General features: G+C 64.0%; 16 protein-coding genes. 4 read left to right on the top strand and 12 right to left on the bottom strand.

Annotated features, from left to right (window positions below):
• Window positions 1-64 precede the first annotated feature (64 nt).
• From JI59_RS15475 to JI59_RS15460, 3 genes are all read left to right on the top strand, one after another.
• Window positions 65-2137 carry a putative bifunctional diguanylate cyclase/phosphodiesterase gene (locus JI59_RS15475; RefSeq protein ID WP_007011738.1) on the top strand — a complete coding sequence of 691 codons (2073 nt, stop codon included), beginning with the start codon at window positions 65-67 and terminating at the stop codon, window positions 2135-2137.
• Between the two features lie 128 nt (window positions 2138-2265).
• Entirely contained in the window at window positions 2266-3195 is a 930-nt protein-coding gene (locus JI59_RS15470; protein WP_007011739.1) for a 1-phosphofructokinase family hexose kinase, read from the top strand.
• 961 nt (window positions 3196-4156) lie between these two features.
• Window positions 4157-5515, top strand: coding sequence for an MATE family efflux transporter (locus JI59_RS15460; RefSeq protein ID WP_138921277.1), 1359 nt, complete (start codon window positions 4157-4159; stop codon window positions 5513-5515).
• On the opposite strand, the gene JI59_RS15455 is transcribed toward JI59_RS15460, so the two are convergent.
• The 9 genes from JI59_RS15455 to JI59_RS15415 all read right to left on the bottom strand — a co-directional run bounded on the left by JI59_RS15455 (window position 5496) and on the right by JI59_RS15415 (window position 12305).
• A complete protein-coding gene (locus JI59_RS15455) occupies window positions 5496-6098 on the bottom strand; it encodes a DUF938 domain-containing protein (protein ID WP_007011743.1) in 603 nt (200 codons plus the stop codon). The genes JI59_RS15460 and JI59_RS15455 overlap by 20 nt on opposite strands.
• An 82-nt stretch (window positions 6099-6180) precedes the next feature.
• On the bottom strand, window positions 6181-6504 hold the full coding sequence (locus tag JI59_RS15450) for a hypothetical protein (protein WP_007011744.1): 324 nt from the start codon (window positions 6502-6504) through the stop codon (window positions 6181-6183).
• Between the two features lie 8 nt (window positions 6505-6512).
• Entirely contained in the window at window positions 6513-6953 is a 441-nt protein-coding gene (locus JI59_RS15445) for a chemotaxis protein CheW (RefSeq protein ID WP_007011745.1), read from the bottom strand.
• A gap of 41 nt (window positions 6954-6994) precedes the next feature.
• Window positions 6995-7366, bottom strand: coding sequence for a response regulator (locus tag JI59_RS15440; protein ID WP_013833019.1), 372 nt, complete (start codon window positions 7364-7366; stop codon window positions 6995-6997).
• Window positions 7367-7382: 16 nt separating this feature from the next.
• Window positions 7383-7934 carry a chemotaxis protein CheD gene (locus tag JI59_RS15435; protein ID WP_007011747.1) on the bottom strand — a complete coding sequence of 184 codons (552 nt, stop codon included), beginning with the start codon at window positions 7932-7934 and terminating at the stop codon, window positions 7383-7385.
• Between the two features lie 6 nt (window positions 7935-7940).
• Window positions 7941-8966, bottom strand: coding sequence for a protein-glutamate methylesterase/protein-glutamine glutaminase (locus tag JI59_RS15430; protein WP_007011748.1), 1026 nt, complete (start codon window positions 8964-8966; stop codon window positions 7941-7943).
• The gene (locus JI59_RS15425) at window positions 8963-9832 is read right to left on the bottom strand and encodes a CheR family methyltransferase (protein ID WP_007011749.1); all 870 of its coding nucleotides are present in this window, start codon (window positions 9830-9832) and stop codon (window positions 8963-8965) included. Before JI59_RS15425 ends, JI59_RS15430 begins: the two co-directional genes overlap by 4 nt.
• Window positions 9829-12048, bottom strand: coding sequence for a chemotaxis protein CheA (locus JI59_RS15420; RefSeq protein WP_007011750.1), 2220 nt, complete (start codon window positions 12046-12048; stop codon window positions 9829-9831). Before JI59_RS15420 ends, JI59_RS15425 begins: the two co-directional genes overlap by 4 nt.
• Window positions 12045-12305, bottom strand: a complete 261-nt coding sequence (locus JI59_RS15415; protein WP_052117901.1) for an STAS domain-containing protein — start codon at window positions 12303-12305, stop codon at window positions 12045-12047. The genes JI59_RS15420 and JI59_RS15415 overlap by 4 nt, the downstream gene beginning before the upstream one ends.
• A 355-nt stretch (window positions 12306-12660) precedes the next feature.
• On the opposite strand from JI59_RS15415, the gene cheB reads away from it, so the two are divergent.
• Complete coding sequence (gene cheB, locus JI59_RS15410) at window positions 12661-13698, top strand: chemotaxis-specific protein-glutamate methyltransferase CheB (RefSeq protein WP_038576304.1); 1038 nt, start codon at window positions 12661-12663, stop codon at window positions 13696-13698.
• Between the two features lie 99 nt (window positions 13699-13797).
• Here the strand turns inward: cheB and JI59_RS15405 are convergent, their stop codons facing one another.
• The 3 genes from JI59_RS15405 to JI59_RS15395 are packed head-to-tail and all read right to left on the bottom strand — an operon-like array spanning window position 13798 to window position 17973.
• Window positions 13798-15360, bottom strand: coding sequence for a DHA2 family efflux MFS transporter permease subunit (locus JI59_RS15405; protein ID WP_038576301.1), 1563 nt, complete (start codon window positions 15358-15360; stop codon window positions 13798-13800).
• Window positions 15360-16520 carry an HlyD family secretion protein gene (locus tag JI59_RS15400; protein ID WP_007011754.1) on the bottom strand — a complete coding sequence of 387 codons (1161 nt, stop codon included), beginning with the start codon at window positions 16518-16520 and terminating at the stop codon, window positions 15360-15362. The genes JI59_RS15405 and JI59_RS15400 overlap by 1 nt, the downstream gene beginning before the upstream one ends.
• The gene (locus JI59_RS15395; protein WP_038576299.1) at window positions 16513-17973 is read right to left on the bottom strand and encodes an efflux transporter outer membrane subunit; all 1461 of its coding nucleotides are present in this window, start codon (window positions 17971-17973) and stop codon (window positions 16513-16515) included. Before JI59_RS15395 ends, JI59_RS15400 begins: the two co-directional genes overlap by 8 nt.
• Between the last annotated feature and the right edge of the window lie 65 nt (window positions 17974-18038).

Genomic DNA, 18038 nt, shown 5'->3' with positions numbered 1-18038 from the left:
TTAACCTCTGCCAGATAGCGTTCCCGGCACTGGGGTCGTGCAAGGGACTGTGGGGGTTTACCAAGTGCAAAGCGGCGAGCCTGCCCAGGAGCAGGCACAGTCTTCGCTGGAGCATGCGCTGCAGGCGGCTTCGCTTGCGGAACGACGGCTGCGTGAAGCGATCGAGGTCTTGCCGGAGGGGATCGTCTTCCTCGACGCGGAAGGCCGTTACGTCCTGTGGAACCGCCAGTACGCCGAGATCTATTCGCGCTCTGCGGATCTTCTCGAACCTGGGGTGAAGCTGGAGGACACCTTGCGCGTCGGCATCGAGCGCGGGGATTATCCCGAGGCTGCCGGGCGCGAGGAGGAATGGCTCGCGCATCGCCTTTCGCTGATGCACAAGCCCGGCATTCGTCACGAACAGCGTCTCTCCAACGGCCGCTGCATCATGATCGAGGAGCGCAAGACCGGCGATGGCGGGACCATCGGCATCCGCGTCGACATCACCGATCTCAAGCAGAAGGAAGAAACCTTCCGCCTGCTCTTCGAACGCAATCCCATCGCCACCCTGGTGTGCGACGTGAACCGGGGCGAGATCCGCTCTGCTAACGAAGCCGCCTGCGCCTTCTTCGGCTACGAAACCAGCGAAATGGCAGGAATGCCGATAGCCGCCCTGTTTCCGGCTGCCACGCGCGCCGAGGCCGAGGCCATGCTCGCTGCCGACTGCCCGGACACGAACGAGTGCTGGCAGATGCTGCGCCGCGACGGGGACGCCGTGGAAGCAGTCATTTCGACCCGCCTTTCGCAAATGGAAGGCTATGCTGCCACGATCGTCTCGATCTTCGACGTCACCGAGCGCCGCCGCATCGAACAGCGCATGGAGCACATGGCGCGTCACGACGAGTTGACCGGCCTGGCCAATCGCGCCCACTGCCGCGAGCAATTACGCGACGCCCTCAACCGCGCGCGCCGCGGCGAAACGGTAACGATCGCACTTGTCGATCTCGACCACTTCAAGGCCGTCAACGATACCTATGGCCACCAGTTCGGCGACCTGCTGCTGACCGAGGCAGCCATGCGCATGCGCGAGCTGATCCCGCCCGATGCCCTGCTGTGCCGCATCGGCGGTGACGAGTTCGCGGTTATCTTCCGCCGTTCCAGCCCGACGCAGACCGAGCTGGTCGGCCGCGCGATCATCACCACGTTGTCCGAACCCTTCTACGTGAAGGGAAACATGATCCATATCGGCGCCACTGTCGGCTTCGCCAGTGCCCCCATCGACAGCAGCGATCCTGAAACGCTGCTTCGCTTTGCCGATCTTGCGCTTTACGCCGCCAAGGGAGACAGGCGCGGGAGCTGCCGCAGCTTCGAAGCGCAGATGGACCATGCGGCGCAGGAAAAGAACAAGCTGGAGAAAGACTTCCGCAAAGCCGTGCGCAACGGGGAACTGGACGTCTTCTACCAGCCGCTGGTCAATCTCGAAAGCGGTGCGATCGAATGCTACGAAGCGCTGGCTCGCTGGAACCACGCCGAGCGCGGCAGCGTCTCTCCCGAGATCTTCGTTCCGCTGGCCGAGGAAATGGGCCTGATCGATCAGGTTGGGCGCTTCGTGCTGCAGACCGCCTGCACCGAGGCGATGCGATGGCCCCATGACGTCAAGCTCTCGGTCAACGTCTCGCCGCTGCAATTCCGCAACGGCAACCTGCTCAGCACGGTCATCAACGCCCTGTCGGCTTCCGGCCTGCCCGCCGAACGGCTCGAACTGGAAATCACCGAGGCAGTGCTGATGGAAAAAGGCCCGCGCCCGGCCGCCATCATCCGCAACTTGCGCGCCTTCGGCATCGGCATCTCGCTGGACGATTTCGGGACCGGCTATTCGTCGCTCAGCTACCTGCTCAATTATCCGTTCACCAAGATCAAGATCGACAAGTCCTTCGTGCTCAGCCTGCACGAAGAAACCAATTCGCGGGCAGTCATCCGCGCCGTGATCGGTCTTGGCCGCAGCCTCGGGTTGACGGTTGCCGCAGAAGGAATCGAGCGGGAAATCGAACGCGACTACTTGCGCAGCGAAGGCTGCGTGCAGGGACAGGGCTTTCTCTTCGGCCGGGCCGAACCGGCTTACGCCCTTGCGGTCACACAGCAACTTGACGCGGCCTGATCGCTTCCCTGTACCGGGCCGGCGCAGGGGCATTCGCCCTTGATTGTCTTGCCGATTTGACGGAACGCATGGAACCCGAAGGGTAGCCGCGCGAGTTTGTCTGTCAGGCAAGGCAAGGAGGCCGCGAGATGAAAAGCATCGCCACGCTGACGATGAATCCCACCATCGACGTATCCTATGACGTCGGCCAGATGCGCCATACGCACAAGATGCGCACCGACAACGAGTGGTACGCGCCGGGTGGCGGCGGCATCAACGTGGCGCGGGTCTTCGCCAGGCTCGGCGGGAATGCGCGCTGCTACTACCTCTCCGGCGGCGCCACCGGCCCGGCTCTCGATGGCCTGATTGACCGCCACCAACTGGTGCGCACCCGAATTCCCATCGCCGGGCCAACGCGCATCGCCTCCGCCGTGTTCGAGCACGAGACGGGCAAGGAATACCGCTTCGTGCCCCAAGGCCCCCAGATCGCCGAAAGCGAATGGCGCTCCTGCCTCGAACAGCTGGGCGAAGCGCAGTGCGATTACATGGTGTTGAGCGGATCGCTCCCACCGGGCGTGCCTGACGACTATTACGCCAGGATCTCGGAGCTGCTGCGTCCGCGCGGCATGGAAATCGTTCTCGACAGTTCGGGCAAGGCCCTTGCCGCCGGGATCGAGGCGGGCGGCCTCGCCCTGCTCAAACCCAGCCTGGGCGAATTGCAGTCGTACATCGGCCGCCCACTTAAAACCGCGGAGGCCATCGAGGAAGCCGCCATGGGCATCGTCGAGGCGGGCAAGGCCCGTCTCGTCGCCGTTACGATGGGGCATGATGGAGCCGTGCTGGCCCGCAAGGAAGGAACCGTCGCGCTGCCGGCTGTATCTATCGAAGCTGCCAGTGCCGTTGGCGCCGGGGACAGCTTCGTCGCCGGAATGATCTTCGCCCTCGCGAGCGGGCAGAGCGACACCGAGGCCTTCCGCCTTGGCCTGGCCGCAGGATCGGCAGCCGTGCTGCGGGCCGGCGCGGGCCTTGCCCATCCCCGGGACATCGAACGCCTGCTGGATCAGGTCGCCGCCATCTGAGAGATCTCGCGGATTGATCGGGCTCGGCCTTCATGGCCTGCATGCGATCCGACAGGCCGCTGGGCGCAAGGCGATCCGCACGGAAGACCACCGCACCCAGCTAAGCCGCGCCACCGCGCCCCTGTAGCTGCAGGTCCAGCTGGAAGATCGACCGGCCCGAGCGACCATGCATCGAAAGCGTCATGCCGCCACGCTTCGGCGAACGCCTGCCAGCCCGCCCTATGCCCCCGCACCCTTGCTTCCCTTTCGTCCCGCCGCCGGATTGCGCCGCGTCCTTCACGCTGATTGCCCACCATGTCCTTTCCGCCTCCGGCTCCGTCCCTTCCGCCATCGCCTTTCTCCCGCTCTTTTCGATTATCGCGATCATCCCACCCCGACCCAGGCGGCGAAAGGGCATCGTCATCCGATCCCGAGCAATCTGGTTAACGAACGGCGACCTTGACGCAGGTGGCAAGGACCTGTCCCGGCGAAATCGGAACAAGCTGCCTGGACGAGGCCGCACGAGGAGGCCGCACGAGGAGGCGCCACGACGAGACCTCATGCATGATAAGACGACGGCGCGAAGATGCTGCGCAGCATATCGTGTAATTCAACCTTTGCGCGGCATATAAATTTCTGCAATATGAACGCGAAAGGTCCTCACCGACCTTACCGGCGTTGGGAGAGAGCGCGCCGGGGAGAGTTTAGGCCCTCTCCGGCGCGCCGATATCTCGCAGTTGCAATAAGACGCCCATTAGCGAAAATTACAAGAGAATCATGCGCCTTCGGGCGCATTTTTCTTGTTCACTCGACAATTCGCGAGCCACCCGATGTGCAAATGCAGCATTGAGTTTCCGATAATTGCTGCGAATGCGAAATTTATGTCCGAATATATGACACCGTTGTCTGATTCGGCGGCCCTTGCACGTCATTCCACCCGAACGAGCAGCTACATGCCGGTTGAAGCGCAATGGCACCGCCCATGACGACAAAAATTTCACCCCACCCCACTGCGCCCGAACCGAGTACGACGCGCCTGCTCTGGACCATTGCCCTGCCCGCGATGCTGACCAATGTCGCAACCGCGCTCTTCGGGCTCGCCGACATGTGGGCGATCGGGCGCCTGGGCGATGCCCCGGCGCAAGGCGCAGTCGAACTTGGCGCAAAGTACATGATGGCGTTGCTCAACGTCTTCAACTTCCTGCGCACCAGCACTGTCGCGCTGACCGCGCAGAGCGCCGGACGGGGCGACCGCGCCGAGCAAGCCGAAACGCTCGTGCGCGCGCTAGCCGTTTCACTGGGCATCGGAGCGCTGCTGCTGGCGACGATGCATCTGGTCATTCCACTGGGCCTCGATCTGCTCGAAGCCTCCGGCCAGGTCCGCGAAGGCGCCCGTGACTATATCGCGATACGCTACTGGGCCGGACCGATCTGGCTCGCCAACTGCGTGCTGGTGGGCTGGCTGATCGGACAACGCATGGTGCGGCATATCCTGGTCGTCGAGATCACCGCCAATGTCGTGCACATCGCGCTCGACCTGCTGCTCGTGCTTGTTGCAGAGTGGGGCGTAGCCGGTGTCGCGGCGGCCACGCTGAGTTCGGAAGCGCTCAAGTTCGCCCTCCTGGCAGCAATCGTGCTGCGCCAGCCCGCCTCGAGAGAGGCGTGGGCGGCATTCACTCGACGAATGACGTGGAGACGGCATGCGCTGCTGCGCCTCTTCGCGCTCAACCGCGACCTGTTCGCCCGCACCCTGCTGCTCAACGCGGCCATCCTCGTATTCGCGCGAAGCGGGGCCCAGCAAGGGGCTGTCACGCTGGCCGGCAATGGCATCCTGTTCCAGCTCTTCATGCTGTCCACCCTGCTGCTCGACGGTTTCGAGAATGCATCGCAGGTCCTGTGCGGCGAGGCCATCGGGGCAAGCAATCGCAAGCACTTCACCGCCACAGTGCGCAACGCCCTGCTCTGGGGCACTGTTACCGGGCTGGTTCTGAGCCTTGCCTACCTGCTGGGCGGCCCATGGCTGGCAGCCCGCTTCAGCACCGACAGCGCCGTCATCGCCGAAACCGGAACCTATGTCTTCTGGGTAGCGCTGCTGCCGCTACTGGGCGTCGCCTCGTTCGTCCTTGACGGTGTGTTCGTCGGCGCAGGATGGACGCGTGCGATGCTGGGAACGATGGCCGTGGCCATGGCGGTCTACGGCGTCCTGATCTGGCTGCTCCACCCATTGGGCAACCATGGCCTGTGGCTGGCCTTCACGCTGTTCTTCGTCGTTCGCGCGATCGGCCAGATTATCGTCCTGCCGCGCCTGACGCGCCGCAGTTTCAGCTGCGACGGTAAATAACGCAAAGGTTGTTGGCCGGCATTTCCACGAAACGCTCAAAGGCTAGGCCCTCGCCACGGGCGACCCCACTGACGTCCTCGAGTTGGCGCAGTCCCCAGCGCGGATCGCGGGCCTTCAGGCTCAGGTCGAATTCTGCATTGCTGGGCTCGAGCGGATACCCTTCGCGGCGGAACGGTCCGTAGAGGATGAGCGGTGCACCGCAAGGCAGTGTGCGCCCTGCCCCCGCCATCAGGCCAAGCGTCGATTCCCAGGGACTGATATGGATCATGTTGATGCACACGATCGCATCGACGCGCTCGACCGGCCATGTCTCGGCGGCGGCATCCAGCTCCAGCGGCGCGCGAAGGTTGAACGAGCCTTCCGCCTCGCGCCACGAGGCAATCGAGGCCCGTGCATCGGCATCGGGATCGCTCGGCTGCCAGGTTATGTCGGGCAGTGCCCGGGCGAAGTGCACGGCGTGCTCACCCGTCCCGCTCGCGATCTCAAGCACAAGCCCCCTGCCCGGCAACGCTTCGCGCAGGACGGCAAGGATCGGATCGCGATTTCGGGCGGTAGCAGGCGCGTGGCGACGCTCGTCGGTCATGGGCAAGGACTAGGGCTCGCGCCCATCTCCCGCAAGTCCCCGCCTCGTCGATTGCACCTGCCGGCCGAGACCGGGGCGAGCCTCAATCCCAGAGGCTCGCCTCGCCGGTATTGCCATTGCCGGCCGCCGCTTCACCTGCGCCGGTTTCATCCTCGAGGAAACCGCAGAAGCGGGAGCGCAGCGCATCGAGACTGATGCGCCGCATTTCCTGTTCGCTGAACCCTGCCGCCAGGATCGCGGCCAGCACGCGCTGCTTCTGGGCGATCAGGTCGATCGCCTGTAGTTCACGCATGTGCCGACCTGCGAAGCCTGCATCCCGGCAGAAGACTTCGCCGAGCGCCTCCACTTCGCTGCCGAGCTCGTTGAGAACCTCGGCCATGGCCTGGAACTTGGGTTCGTGGTGCATCGTGCCTCTCAGGCCGCCATCAGGCCGTCTTCGGCGGAGCTGAGCGCCTGGAGATCGAGGACCATGACCATGTTGTCGTCGATCGCGGCAAGCCCTTCGAGGAAAGGCACGACACTGTCGTTGCCGGTCGAGGGCGGCGCCTGCAGCGTTTCGCTGTCGAATGTGACGATGTCGCTAACCGATTCGACGATCAGGCCCTGCGCCTGCCCGTTGACCTGGCACACGATGATCGCGTGGCGCGGCGTCGCTTCGGTAGCGGGCCAGCCCAGGCGAGCGGCCAGGTCGACGACCGGCAGCACGGTACCGCGCAAGTTGACGACGCCCGCGACGTAGCTGGGAACGCGCGGCATGGGCGTAACCGGGCTCCAGGCGCGGATTTCGCGGATCTGCATGATGTCCAGCGCAAAGACCTGGCCGGAAACTTGGAAAGTGATCAGTTCGCGTTGCATGAACTCATCCTCGTTTTGAACGATGACCCTGCCGGGCCGGATCAGTGGGCGACGCGGCGCACGGCCGCGACGAGCTTGTCGGTATCGAAAGGCTTGACGATCCAGCCGGTCGCACCGGCGGCGCGGGCACGCGCCTTCTTCTCGTCAGAACTTTCGGTGGTCAGCACCAGGATCGGGCGATCCCGGTGGCGGGTGCCGCCGCGCACCTGCTCGATCAGGCCGAAGCCGTCGAGGCGCGGCATGTTGATGTCGGTGATCACGACATCGACTTCGTTTACCGCCAGCCATTCCAGCGCGGATACGCCGTCGTCGGCCTGCGAAACCTCGAAGCCGTTGGTGGACAGGGCGTGATTGAGCAGCGCGCGCATAGAGGCACTGTCATCAACGGTTAGAACTCTGGTTGTCCTGGACATCAAATGCCTCGCTTCTTCAGAACAGTTCGACTTCGCCACGCGGTGCCTGGCGGATCATGGGTGGTGCCTGGATCTCGGGTGCATCCGAGGAGGCGACGGTACGGCAGCGGACCTTTCCGGATGCCGGGCGAAAATCGACGCGGCGCGCATTGGCGCCTCCCAGGTCCTCGCGCACCAGTTCGATGCGTTCGCTCCTCAGGAAACCGCGGGCAAATTCGGCATTGGCAGTGCCGATCTGCTGCATGCCGGCGCGAATGTTCGCGCCGCCATAGAGATGCGCCCGCAGACGATTCTTGTGTGCGCCGTAGGACAGCATTTCGTTGATCAGCATTTCCATGAGGTAAACGCCGTAATGGACGTCCACCTCACCCGGATTTCGGCCAGACGGCGGCTCGGGCAGGAGGAAATGGTTCATGCCGCCCAGTTCGATTTCAGGATCGTAAAGGCAGGTGGCGACGCAGCTGCCCAGCACCGTGCTGAGTTCGACGCGCGGCCCGGAACTGACCTTGAACTGCCCCTGCAGAACGGTCAGGCGGACAGTGGCCCCGCTCGTGATGATCGCGTTCATGATCCGTCAGGCCGCCATGCTGAGCGCGTGGTGCGCGATACGGTTTATCGGGGCGACGACGCGCGCCGCTCCCAGCGAGATGGCCGCGCGAGGCATGCCGAAGACTATGCAGGTGCTTTCGTCCTGGACGATGGTGTGTGCGCCCGCCTCGCTCATCGCGAGCAGGCCCTTGGCGCCGTCCTGGCCCATTCCTGTCAGCAGGATGCCCACCGCTCCGGCGCCGACATATTGGGCTACCGAATGGAACAGGGCATCGACGCTGGGTACGTGGCCGGAGATCGGCTCACCCTTGCGCAGCTTGGCGTAGAGTACGTCACCGCCCTTCACCAGCAGGTGATGGTCAGCCTCGGCGGCGAGGTAGACGTGGCCTGGCCGCAGCGGCATGTCATGCACCGCAACGCCGACCTTGGCCGGGCAGACCTGGTCGAGCGTACGCGCGATCGCCGGTGCAAAGCGCGGGTTGACATGCTGGACGATGACCGTGGGCGGGCAATCCTGCGGAAAGTCGCGCAGGAGGACCTGCAACGCCTCGACCCCGCCGGTGGAGGAGCCCACCGCGATCAGCCGGGCATCGCGACGGATCGCCTTGCTGCCGGCACTTGGCGCGGCCGAAGGAGACTTGCCCGGCTTTTCATAGGATATTTGTGCGGCCTGACGGATCATCCCGGCCAGCCGGCCGCCGTCCTCGAATGCGAGTTTTCCGCTGGGATCGTACTTCGAATAGCAATCGACCGCACCTAGCGCGAGCGCGCGCGCCGTAACCTCGTTGCCTTCGCGCGTGGCGCCCGAGACGATGATCACCGGGGTCGGGCGCAAGGTCATGATCTTCTCGAGGAAGTCGAGGCCGTTCATACCCGGCATCTCGATGTCGAGCGTCACCACGTCGGGATCGAGGCTCTTGATCATGGCCCGCCCTTCTGCGGCATCGGAAGCGGCGCCGACCACTTCGATGTCAGGCTGCTGGCGCAGGCGCGACATCAGGATGGCACGCATGGTCGCTGAGTCGTCGACGATGAGAACCCGGATCGTCATGCAGCGCTCCTCTGGTAGATGGTGGGCCCGACAAGGTCGAGCTGGCGCTGGGCGGGTCCGGTCACGCGTTCGGAGTGACCGATGTAGAGAAAACCGCCGGGGACGAGGGCATCGACGAAGCGCTGCACGAGACGCTCCTTGGTAGGATTATCGAAATAGATCATGACGTTCCGGCAGAATATGACGTCGAACTGACCCTTCATCGGCCAGTCGCCCAGCAGGTTGAGCAGGCGAAATCGCACTATCGAACGGATCGCATCGGACATCGAAACATTGCCGCCCTCGATGCGCGCCCAGGCCTTGCGCAAGTCCTCGGGCACCGGCTGCACTTCCTTTTCCGCATAGACCCCCGCTTCTGCCTTCGCGATGGCGTGCGGCGCGACGTCGCTGGCCAGAACGCGCAAGTCACTGCGCATGAGGTTGAGGCCTACCTGCCGTTCGGGACCGAGCAGGGTCATGACCATCGACCATGTCTCTTCCCCGCTGGAGCAACCCGCCGACCACAGCCGAACCGGCTGCCGATCGCCCAGCTTGGCAAGCAGGCGCGGACGCGCCTCGCGCCGCAAGTGTTCGAAATGATGTGCTTCGCGGTAGAAGAAGGTATGGTTGGTCGTCAGCGAGGCCACGGCGCGGTTCAGTTCATCGGCATCAGAGCGGATCAGCTCGATGTAGCGCGAGAACGTGACGCACCCGGCCTGGCGCACGAGCGGAGCGAGGCGCGAATAGACGAGCATCGCCTTGCCTTGCTGGAGCACGATGCCGACGGCCCGATAGACGATCTCGGATACGGCCTGGAAATCGGCCGCACTGTAGATGTCCGGGCTGACGCCGGGAATCGGCTCAGTCGTGGCGGGCGAAGCGCTCATGCAGCCTGGCGCTCCTGTCCGGGAACGGCATTGGAGACGAGGCCGTCGACATCGACGATCAGCGCCACGCGTCCGTCGCCCAGGATTGTAGCGCCGGCAACGCCGTCGACCGGGCGGAAGTTGGTAGCCAGGCTCTTGATGACGAACTGGCGCTGGTCCTGAATTTCATCGACAAGCAGCGCGGCCTGACCGGTGCTTTCGGTATCGACGACGATCAGGACGCCTTCGTCGGGCGTCAACGCGCCGCTCGACGCGCCCAGTGCCGAACGCAGCGACACGATGGGAATGAAGCGGCCGCGCACGTTGAGCATGTTGCGGTTGGAGCCAAGCCCCTGCACTTCGCCGTCGCCCGGACGCAGGCTTTCGACCACGCTGGCGAGCGGAACGACCAGTGTCTGGTCGCCGACGTTGACGATCATGCCGTCCGAAATCGCGAGAGTGAGCGGCAGGGTCAGGATGAAGGTCGTGCCCTTGCCCGGCGTGCTGTCGATTGTGATGCGACCGCCAAGGTCCTTCACGTTCTGGCGCACGACGTCCATGCCGACACCGCGACCGGAGATGTTCGAAACCGTCTGCGCGGTCGAGAAGCCGGGCGCGAAGATCAGGTTGTCGATCTCCTCGGCGGACAGCTGCGCTTCGGCGCTGACGATGCCCTTCTCCACGGCCTTTGCCAGCACGCGCTCGCGATTGATGCCGGCGCCGTCGTCGGCAATCGAGATGAGGATGCGGCCCGAACGATGCTCTGCCGAAAGCGTGAGCGTTCCTTCCGGGGCCTTGCCGGCGGCGATGCGGTCCTCGGCACTCTCGATGCCGTGGTCGACGGCATTGCGGATAAGGTGCGTGAGCGGTTCGCCCAGACGCTCGATCACCGTCTTGTCGAGTTCGGTAGTCTCGCCGATGACGTCGAGCTTCACATGCTTGCCGGTCGAGGATGCCAGTTCGCGCAGGATGCGCGGCACCCGGCTGAAGACGCTCGAGATCGGCTGCGCGCGAATCGACATCGCGCTTTCCTGGATGTCGCGGGTCAGCGTCTCGAGCAGCGAAAGCTCCTCGTTCGCCGTGATGCCGTTGGCACCGAGGCGCTGGACGAGCATGGCCTGCGCGATCACGAGTTCGCCCACGAGGTCGATCAGGCGATCGAGCTTGAACAGATCGATGCGAATCGACTGGCCACCTGCCGGGGGAGCCGGCGGCGCAGCCTGGGCAGCCTTCGCACCAACGTCGCCGGGCGCTTCCTGAACCGGCACCGGTTCGGGCTGCGCAGCAGCGACAGGTGTTGCCGGCTGCGGGGCAGCGACCTTCGCTTCGCTCACGGGTGCGGGCGCAGCCGGTGCAGGGGCAGGTGCAGGCTTGGGAGCCGCTGCAACGATCTTCACTTCAGGAATGTCCGCGTCCTCGCCGAATGCGAGCGCGCAGTCGTCACCGATGAAGTCGAAGATCTCGCGAACCGAATCCTCGCTGGCCGCCTCGGGCATCGAGAACGTCCAGCCCAGGTAACCCTGCGCCGGATCGAAGGCATCGAGCGGAGGCACCTGCGAGACGTCGCAGTGCACGCATTCGCCGCCAAGGCTGGCGATTTCACGCACCATCAGCAGCGGTTCGCTGCCATTGCGCATGGCGCCCGAATGCGGACGAAGATGGACCTTCCAGCGCTTCTCCGGTGCGGCTTCGGCGGCCTTGGCCGGGGCCGGATCGAAGCCTGCCGTCAGATCGTCGAGCAGTGCATCGAGATCGAGTTCGTAGTCGGCGCTGCCTTCCGCATCCGAGTCGGTCGTATCCGGCTCGCTGACCTCCGGCTCGACTGCGGGCTCAACCGCCGCTTCGGGAGCGCCGCCGGCATTGGCCGCCATGGACGCTTCCATTTCGCTGATCAAGGCCGCGTCGGCCGGCGCATCGCCCCCTTCGCGTGCAGCCTCGACATGGTCCGAAAGCGTATCGAGTGCCCTGAGCAGCAGGTCGACGAGTTTGCTCTCGATCGCCACGAGCCCCTCGCGGACATCGGAAAGCAGCGTTTCGAACGTATGGGTATAGGCCTGAAGCGCAACATAACCGAAGGCACCGGCGCCGCCCTTGATAGAGTGCACCGCGCGGAAAACCGCATTGACCGTATCGGCGTCCTGCGTTCCTGCCTGGCAGGCGGCAAGACCGCTTTCAGCGGCCGCCAGCGATTCCTCGCATTCGGCAAAGAATATCTGCTGGATTTCCTCAGGGCTCATAGTTCGCTCTCTTCGAAGAGTTCCGCGGTGAGGCCTGTCAATTGGGCCGCATCGAGAAGTGCCGGTGACGGCACGATGGTCGCGCCGCCGTCGCTGCGGCGCGCGGACACGAGGAGCTGAAGCACCGCCTGGCCGACGTGCTCCACACCCGAACCGTCAATCGCGGTCGGACTGCCGCCCATCGCCGCAACCAGTTCCGGCCATATCGCTTCGGCAGCGGCGCGGTCACAGCGCGCCGGCAAGATAATACTGTTCATTTTGCCCCCAGCAGTTTGCCGCTGAATACGACCACAGCCTTTCCGTCACTATGTCACTGGTCCTACGCAGTTATCCTTAGGGAAACGGTCAGAAGCCGGTCATCCAGGCACTCCGCCTGCCGAATTCCGGGGCATCCCGATCGTTAACTCAAGACAACGGGATGACCTTCCGATCGAACCGGGAAATCGTCCGCGAACCACTGACAAAGGTCACGCTACACGGCCGCTTGCCAAAACCTCGTTTGCTACCAACTCAGGCGATGTCCGTAGATTGGTTAAGGAATTTGATCGCTCAATTAGTGGTATCCAGCGCAGCCAATCGATATCCACTATTCAGCGAGAAGGTTTCTCACTCATGCATGACGCCCGCGTACTGGTAGTCGACGATTCAGCGGCTATGCGCGCCCTGTTTTGCGATGTTCTAGAGCAGACTAAGAACATTCGCGTCGTCGGCACGGCCGCCAATGCCGCCGAGGCCCGCGACCAGATCGCGGAATTGATGCCGAACGTAGTCACGCTCGACGTCGAGATGCCCGGAATGAGCGGCATCGAATTTCTCGAAGAGATCATGACCACCAACCCGCTGCCCGTCGTCATGCTGTCCAGCCTTACCCAGAGCGGCACCGAAACATCGCTCAAGGCATTCGAACTGGGCGCGGTGGAATGTTTCCCCAAGCCGCTCAAGGCAACGCCGGAGCAGTTCGCCAAGACGGTGGGCAAACTGGGCAAGATCGTGCTGGCCGCGGCCAACTCCAACGTGCGCGACAAGCCGCGCAACCGCGGCCCCAAGGCCGAAGCGGAAGCCGGCGGCTATGCCAGCAACGGCAAGATCGCGGCATTCAGCGCCTCCATGGGCGGCGTCGACGCGCTGACCGAAGTGCTCTCGCATTATCCCAAGAACTGCCCGCCGACCGTGATCATCCTGCAGACCGAGCCGGCGCTGGCGCAGATGTTCATCGACCGCGCCAACAAGGACTTCCCCTGCGCGGTAAAGGCCGCCGCAGACGGTGCGGAGCTGAGCTCCGGCACGGTCTACATCGCTTCCGATCCGGGCAAGCACGTCATCGTCGAACCCGGCGCGCCGGCCAAGCTGCGCCTTGTCGAGCGCGATCCGGTCGAAGGCTTCCGTCCTTCGGCAACGCTGCTGTTCGGCTCGATCGCTCGCGCCTCGATGCCCGCCATCGGCGCGGTGCTGACCGGCATGGGCGAAGACGGCGCTAAGGGCCTGAAACTGCTGCAGGCCGCAGGCTGGCGCACGCTTGCCCAGGACCGCAACACCGCCACCGTCCCGCAGGCGCCGGCAGCGGCGGTCGAGGCCGGCGCGGTCGACAGCGAACTGCGCCTCGAGGATCTTGCGGCCGACATCCTCGCGAATTGCGGCTCTGAAGGCTGATCATTCCCTTCTGAAAACAAGACGGGCGGGCGACACGGTGAAACGTGTCGCCCGCCCGTCCCTTTTCGCATCCGGCGTTGGGCGACCGGACGCGAAGAATCAGTGCCCGGCCTGGGGTTTCATGTCCTTGGGCGGACGCGGCGCAATCCAGATCGTCATGGCAGCCACCACCAGAACAATGGCGGCAACGCCAAACAGGTGTGTGGTACCCACGGCCAAGCCTTGCTGCTGCACAATCTGGGCAATCGTCGCCGCGGCCTGTTCGGCGCTGAAGCCCTGCTGCTGCAGGGTGTTGGACAACTGCTCGGCGCCATTCAGCGTTCCGACCATCTCAGCGGTGTCCATGCGCCCGGAGTCGTTCCAGTAAGTCGTCACCAGAGCCGTCGCCAATGCGCCGGCCAGGGTTCGCCCGAAGTTGGCGATACCCGAAGCGGTGGCGGTTTCCTCGATGTTTACGGCGGCCAGGCTGATCGTGGTCAGCGGCACGAAGAACAAGGAAACCCCTAGCCCCTGCAGAAGCTGGGGCATGGACACGATCCAGAACGTCGAATCCGTCGACCAGTACGTGCGCATCCATGAACAGAAACCGATCCACAAGATGCCGACGAACACCAGGAGGCGCGGGTCGAACTTCTGCATGAGCGCGGGGACGAGTGGAGACGCGGCAACGGCAAGAACGCCGCCGAAGGCCATCACGAAACCAGCTTCGGTCGCGGTATATCCCATCGATGTCTGCAACCATTGCGGGATGACGACGACAGAGGCGAAGTATGTCCCGAAACCGATCATCAGCGACAACGTGGCTGCCGAAAATCCCTTGTGTCTCAGCACCTTCAAGTCCACGATAGGGTGCTTTTCAGTCAATTCCCAGATCACGAACGCGGCAAAGAAGATGGCCCCCGTACACGCCAAGATCACGATCTTGGTCGAACTGAACCAGTCTTCCTCGCGGCCAAGATCCAGCATCATCTGGAAGGCGCCGACCCAGGTCACCAGAAGCAGCAGGCCGATCGTGTCGATGGGCAGCTTGCGCGTCGGGGTTTCTGCCCCGCGCAGGAGGGCGGCAACGCCGAGAACGATCGGGATGGCAAGCGGCACGTTGATTAAGAAAATCCACTCCCACGACCAGTTATCGCTGATCCAGCCACCGATGATCGGTCCTGCAATCGGCGCGGTGACGACCGTCATCGCCCACATCGCCATCGCCCGCGAATGCATTTCCTTGGGGAAGATCCGCAGCAGGAGAGTCTGCGAGAGCGGCATCAGCGGTCCGCCGCAGAACCCTTGCCCCAGACGGAACAGGACCAGCATTCCCAACGAACCCGAAAGCCCGCAAAGGGCAGAGAAAAGGGCAAATCCCGAAATCGAGAACAGGAAGACCCTCAAGGCTCCGAAGCGTCCTGCCAGCCAGCCCGTCAAGGGCACGCAGATCGCCTCGGCGACCGCGTAGGAGGTGATGACCCAGGTACCGCTTGAAACCGAAACCGCGAGGCCGCCGGCAATGTGCGGAACCGAGACGTTGGCAATCGTAAGGTCCAGCACGACGATGAAATTTGCCATGGCCAGCACGAAGCCGGCCAAGATCAACCGCATTCCGGACAGCGGGCGAGGTGGTGCCTCGCCCGGAACTGCCTCGGCAGGTGCTGTGGGCGCGCCAGCCATTACTCCGAATCCGTCAGATCGATTTCAGCTTCCATCGACAGACCGATGCGCAGCGGATGCTCTTTCAGTTCCTTGGGATCCAGCTCGATGCGAACCGGAAGACGCTGCACGACCTTGATCCAGTTACCCGTCGCGTTCTGCGCCGGGATCAGCGAGAATGCCGCACCGGTGCCGCCGGCAAATCCGACGACCTTGCCGTGATAGGTGACGTCATCGCCGTAGAAGTCCGAGGTCACCTTCGCGCTCTGTCCCGAACGCACGCGGCCGAGCTGGTCCTCCTTGAAATTCGCGTTCACGTAGAGGCGATTCACCGGGACGACGATCATCGCGACCGAGCCCGTCGCGATCTTCTGACCGACCTGGATCGAACGCTTTGCGACCACGCCGTCGACAGGTGCACGCACGACGGTGCGCTTCAGATCGAGCATGGCCTGCGCCAACTTCGCCTTCGCGAGACGGATTTCCGGTGCTGTCTCGACGGTCGTGCCTTCCGTCAAGGCGACGGACGCCTGTTCCTTCTTGCGCGAGCTGATGGCGTTGGCCTGTGCCTCGTCGAGCGCGGCATTCGCCTGACGCGCAGCGGCCTCGGCTGAAGTAAGCGCTTCGCGGGCGCTCATCAGTTCTTCCGCGGATACCGCTCCGCTATCGGCGAGAGCCGCGCGCCGCCTGTAATCCGCTTGCGCCTTCGCGAGCGATGCAGCCGCGGATTCGACGCGCGCCCTGGCAGACGCGATCTGCTGCGTACTCGCATCGGCTGCAGCGCCCAGAGCGCTGTTGTTGGCAAGCGACTGCGAATAGCGACGCTGGGCGGCGGCGAAATCGGCTTCGGCCTGGGCCAGCGCAATCTTCTGGTCGGTATCGTCGAGCCGGAAGAGCATCTGCCCTTTCCTGACCGGCTGCGTGTCGGTCACCAGAACTTCGGCGACCTGGCCGCTGGTCAGCGGCGTCACTTGCGCGGAATCGCCGGCCACATAGGCATTGTCGGTGGACACCGAACGACCGCCAAGGAAAATGTCATAAAGAAAATAAAGGGTTCCGATCGCCAGAACGGCGACAGCGAGACCGATCAGCAGCGGCTTGCGCCGGCGCTCGTCGATAACGCTGGCCTCATTGGCTCCGTTCTCGTCTTCCGCAGGCAGTTCCTGCACGTCGTCACTCATTGTCAGGAGCCTTCTCACTGGAATTGTCTTCGAACCCGCCGCCCAGAGCGCGCTTGAGCGCAACTTCGTAAGCAAGGGTCCGGAAATGGGCATCGACCGCCGAAGTGCGCGCCTGCAGCGCTGCAGTTTCGGTTGTCAGGGCTTCGAGGTAGTTCGACAAACCTCCACGATAGCGCTTGAGCGCGATATCGTAGGCGGCTTCGGACTGTTCCCGCGCCTGCCGGGCGTCCTTCTCCTGTTGAGCCGCCGCCTCGCGGCTGGCCAGCGAATCGGCGACGTCGCGAAGCGCGCCGACGACCGTATCGTTATAATTCGCGACTGCGGCGTCATAGCCGCCGCGAGCCTGCGTGAACTGTCCCTTGAGCCGGCCGCCCTGAAAGATCGGCAGGCTCAGCGCGCCGCCGGCATTGCCATATTTCGACCCGCTGTCGATCAGGTTCGAAAGACCGATCGAGGTAAGGCCGATCAGGCCGCTGAGCGAAATGTCCGGAAGGTAAGCTGCGCGGGCCTCGTCGATACGCGATGCAGCCGCTTCGGCGCGCAGGCGCGCCGCGAGGATATCTGGACGCCTGCCGGCAAGCGCAATTCCCGCATCTGCCGGAACCGGTGTTTCGGCAATGGCATCGATCGCTGGAGCTGCGATTTCGAGCCCACGGTCGGGTCCAGCCCCCAGCAAGGCTGCAAGCGCATGGCGGCGGAGCAGCTCCTCTTCCTGATTGGCAGACAGGGCGACACGTGCCTGCGCGGCCGCAGCCTGGGCCTGGTGAAGCGGAGACTCGTTCTCAAGCCCTTGCCGCACGCGCTGCTCGGTCAAGTCGACCATGGCCTCGCGCGCCTTCACGGCTTCACCCAGAGCCTTGCCGCGTTCCACCAGGCGGGCCAGATCGAAGTAGGACGACACGACATTGGACGAAAGCATCAGCTGCGCCTGCCGGGCGTCGGCCATGGCCGCCATCTCGTCCGAAGTCGCAGCGGCCAGTGCATTGCGCGCCCTGCCCCACAAGTCGAGATCGAACTCGCCGGACAAGGCCAGCGTACCGGTGCTGTTCCAGCCCTGCAGCGCAAACCCCTTCTGCATGCCGTTGTTGTAGGTCTGCTTGGTCACCCCTGCCGAGGCCTGACCGCCCAGACTGGGCAAGCCTTGCGCGCCGGTAACCTGCGCAACACCGCGTGCCTGGCGAATTCGCGCCTCGGCCATGGCGACGCTGGGCGAATTGGCCAGCGCTTCATCCACGAGCGCGTCGAGCTGCGGATCGCCGTAAGCCTTCCACCACTGCTCACGCGGCCAGGCAGCGCTGGCATCGGAAGATTGCAACGACCGCCCGGATCCGAGATTTGCAGGCGCGCGCATCTCGGGCCGCGGACCAAGATCGGGCGCGGCGCAGGCGGAAAGCGAAAAGGTCGCAGCCAGCATGGAAGCCACTGCGACTCGTGATGATAAGATCGTACTCATGCGTACACTTTTTATCGAACTTCTCCTTGCCAGTGTCAACCAAAAAGTGTACTCACTAGTACAGA

It is taken from the genome of Novosphingobium pentaromativorans US6-1 (genome assembly GCF_000767465.1).
GTDB classification, from domain to species: domain Bacteria; phylum Pseudomonadota; class Alphaproteobacteria; order Sphingomonadales; family Sphingomonadaceae; genus Novosphingobium; species Novosphingobium pentaromativorans.
The sequence above is the reverse complement of the archived record's forward strand: the minus strand, read 5'-3'. Positions and strand labels throughout refer to the sequence as shown.

Coding starts and splice junctions, on each gene's coding strand:
- JI59_RS15470 (WP_007011739.1), top strand. CDS start 2,266: ATGAAAAGCATCGCCACGCTGACGATGAATCCCACCATCGACGTATCC.
- JI59_RS15460 (WP_138921277.1), top strand. CDS start 4,157: ATGACGACAAAAATTTCACCCCACCCCACTGCGCCCGAACCGAGTACG.
- JI59_RS15455 (WP_007011743.1), bottom strand. CDS start 6,098: ATGACCGACGAGCGTCGCCACGCGCCTGCTACCGCCCGAAATCGCGAT.
- JI59_RS15450 (WP_007011744.1), bottom strand. CDS start 6,504: ATGCACCACGAACCCAAGTTCCAGGCCATGGCCGAGGTTCTCAACGAG.
- JI59_RS15445 (WP_007011745.1), bottom strand. CDS start 6,953: ATGCAACGCGAACTGATCACTTTCCAAGTTTCCGGCCAGGTCTTTGCG.
- JI59_RS15440 (WP_013833019.1), bottom strand. CDS start 7,366: ATGTCCAGGACAACCAGAGTTCTAACCGTTGATGACAGTGCCTCTATG.
- JI59_RS15435 (WP_007011747.1), bottom strand. CDS start 7,934: ATGAACGCGATCATCACGAGCGGGGCCACTGTCCGCCTGACCGTTCTG.
- JI59_RS15430 (WP_007011748.1), bottom strand. CDS start 8,966: ATGACGATCCGGGTTCTCATCGTCGACGACTCAGCGACCATGCGTGCC.
- JI59_RS15425 (WP_007011749.1), bottom strand. CDS start 9,832: ATGAGCGCTTCGCCCGCCACGACTGAGCCGATTCCCGGCGTCAGCCCG.
- JI59_RS15420 (WP_007011750.1), bottom strand. CDS start 12,048: ATGAGCCCTGAGGAAATCCAGCAGATATTCTTTGCCGAATGCGAGGAA.
- JI59_RS15415 (WP_052117901.1), bottom strand. CDS start 12,305: ATGAACAGTATTATCTTGCCGGCGCGCTGTGACCGCGCCGCTGCCGAA.
- cheB (WP_038576304.1), top strand. CDS start 12,661: ATGCATGACGCCCGCGTACTGGTAGTCGACGATTCAGCGGCTATGCGC.
- JI59_RS15405 (WP_038576301.1), bottom strand. CDS start 15,360: ATGGCTGGCGCGCCCACAGCACCTGCCGAGGCAGTTCCGGGCGAGGCA.
- JI59_RS15400 (WP_007011754.1), bottom strand. CDS start 16,520: ATGAGTGACGACGTGCAGGAACTGCCTGCGGAAGACGAGAACGGAGCC.
- JI59_RS15395 (WP_038576299.1), bottom strand. CDS start 17,973: ATGAGTACGATCTTATCATCACGAGTCGCAGTGGCTTCCATGCTGGCT.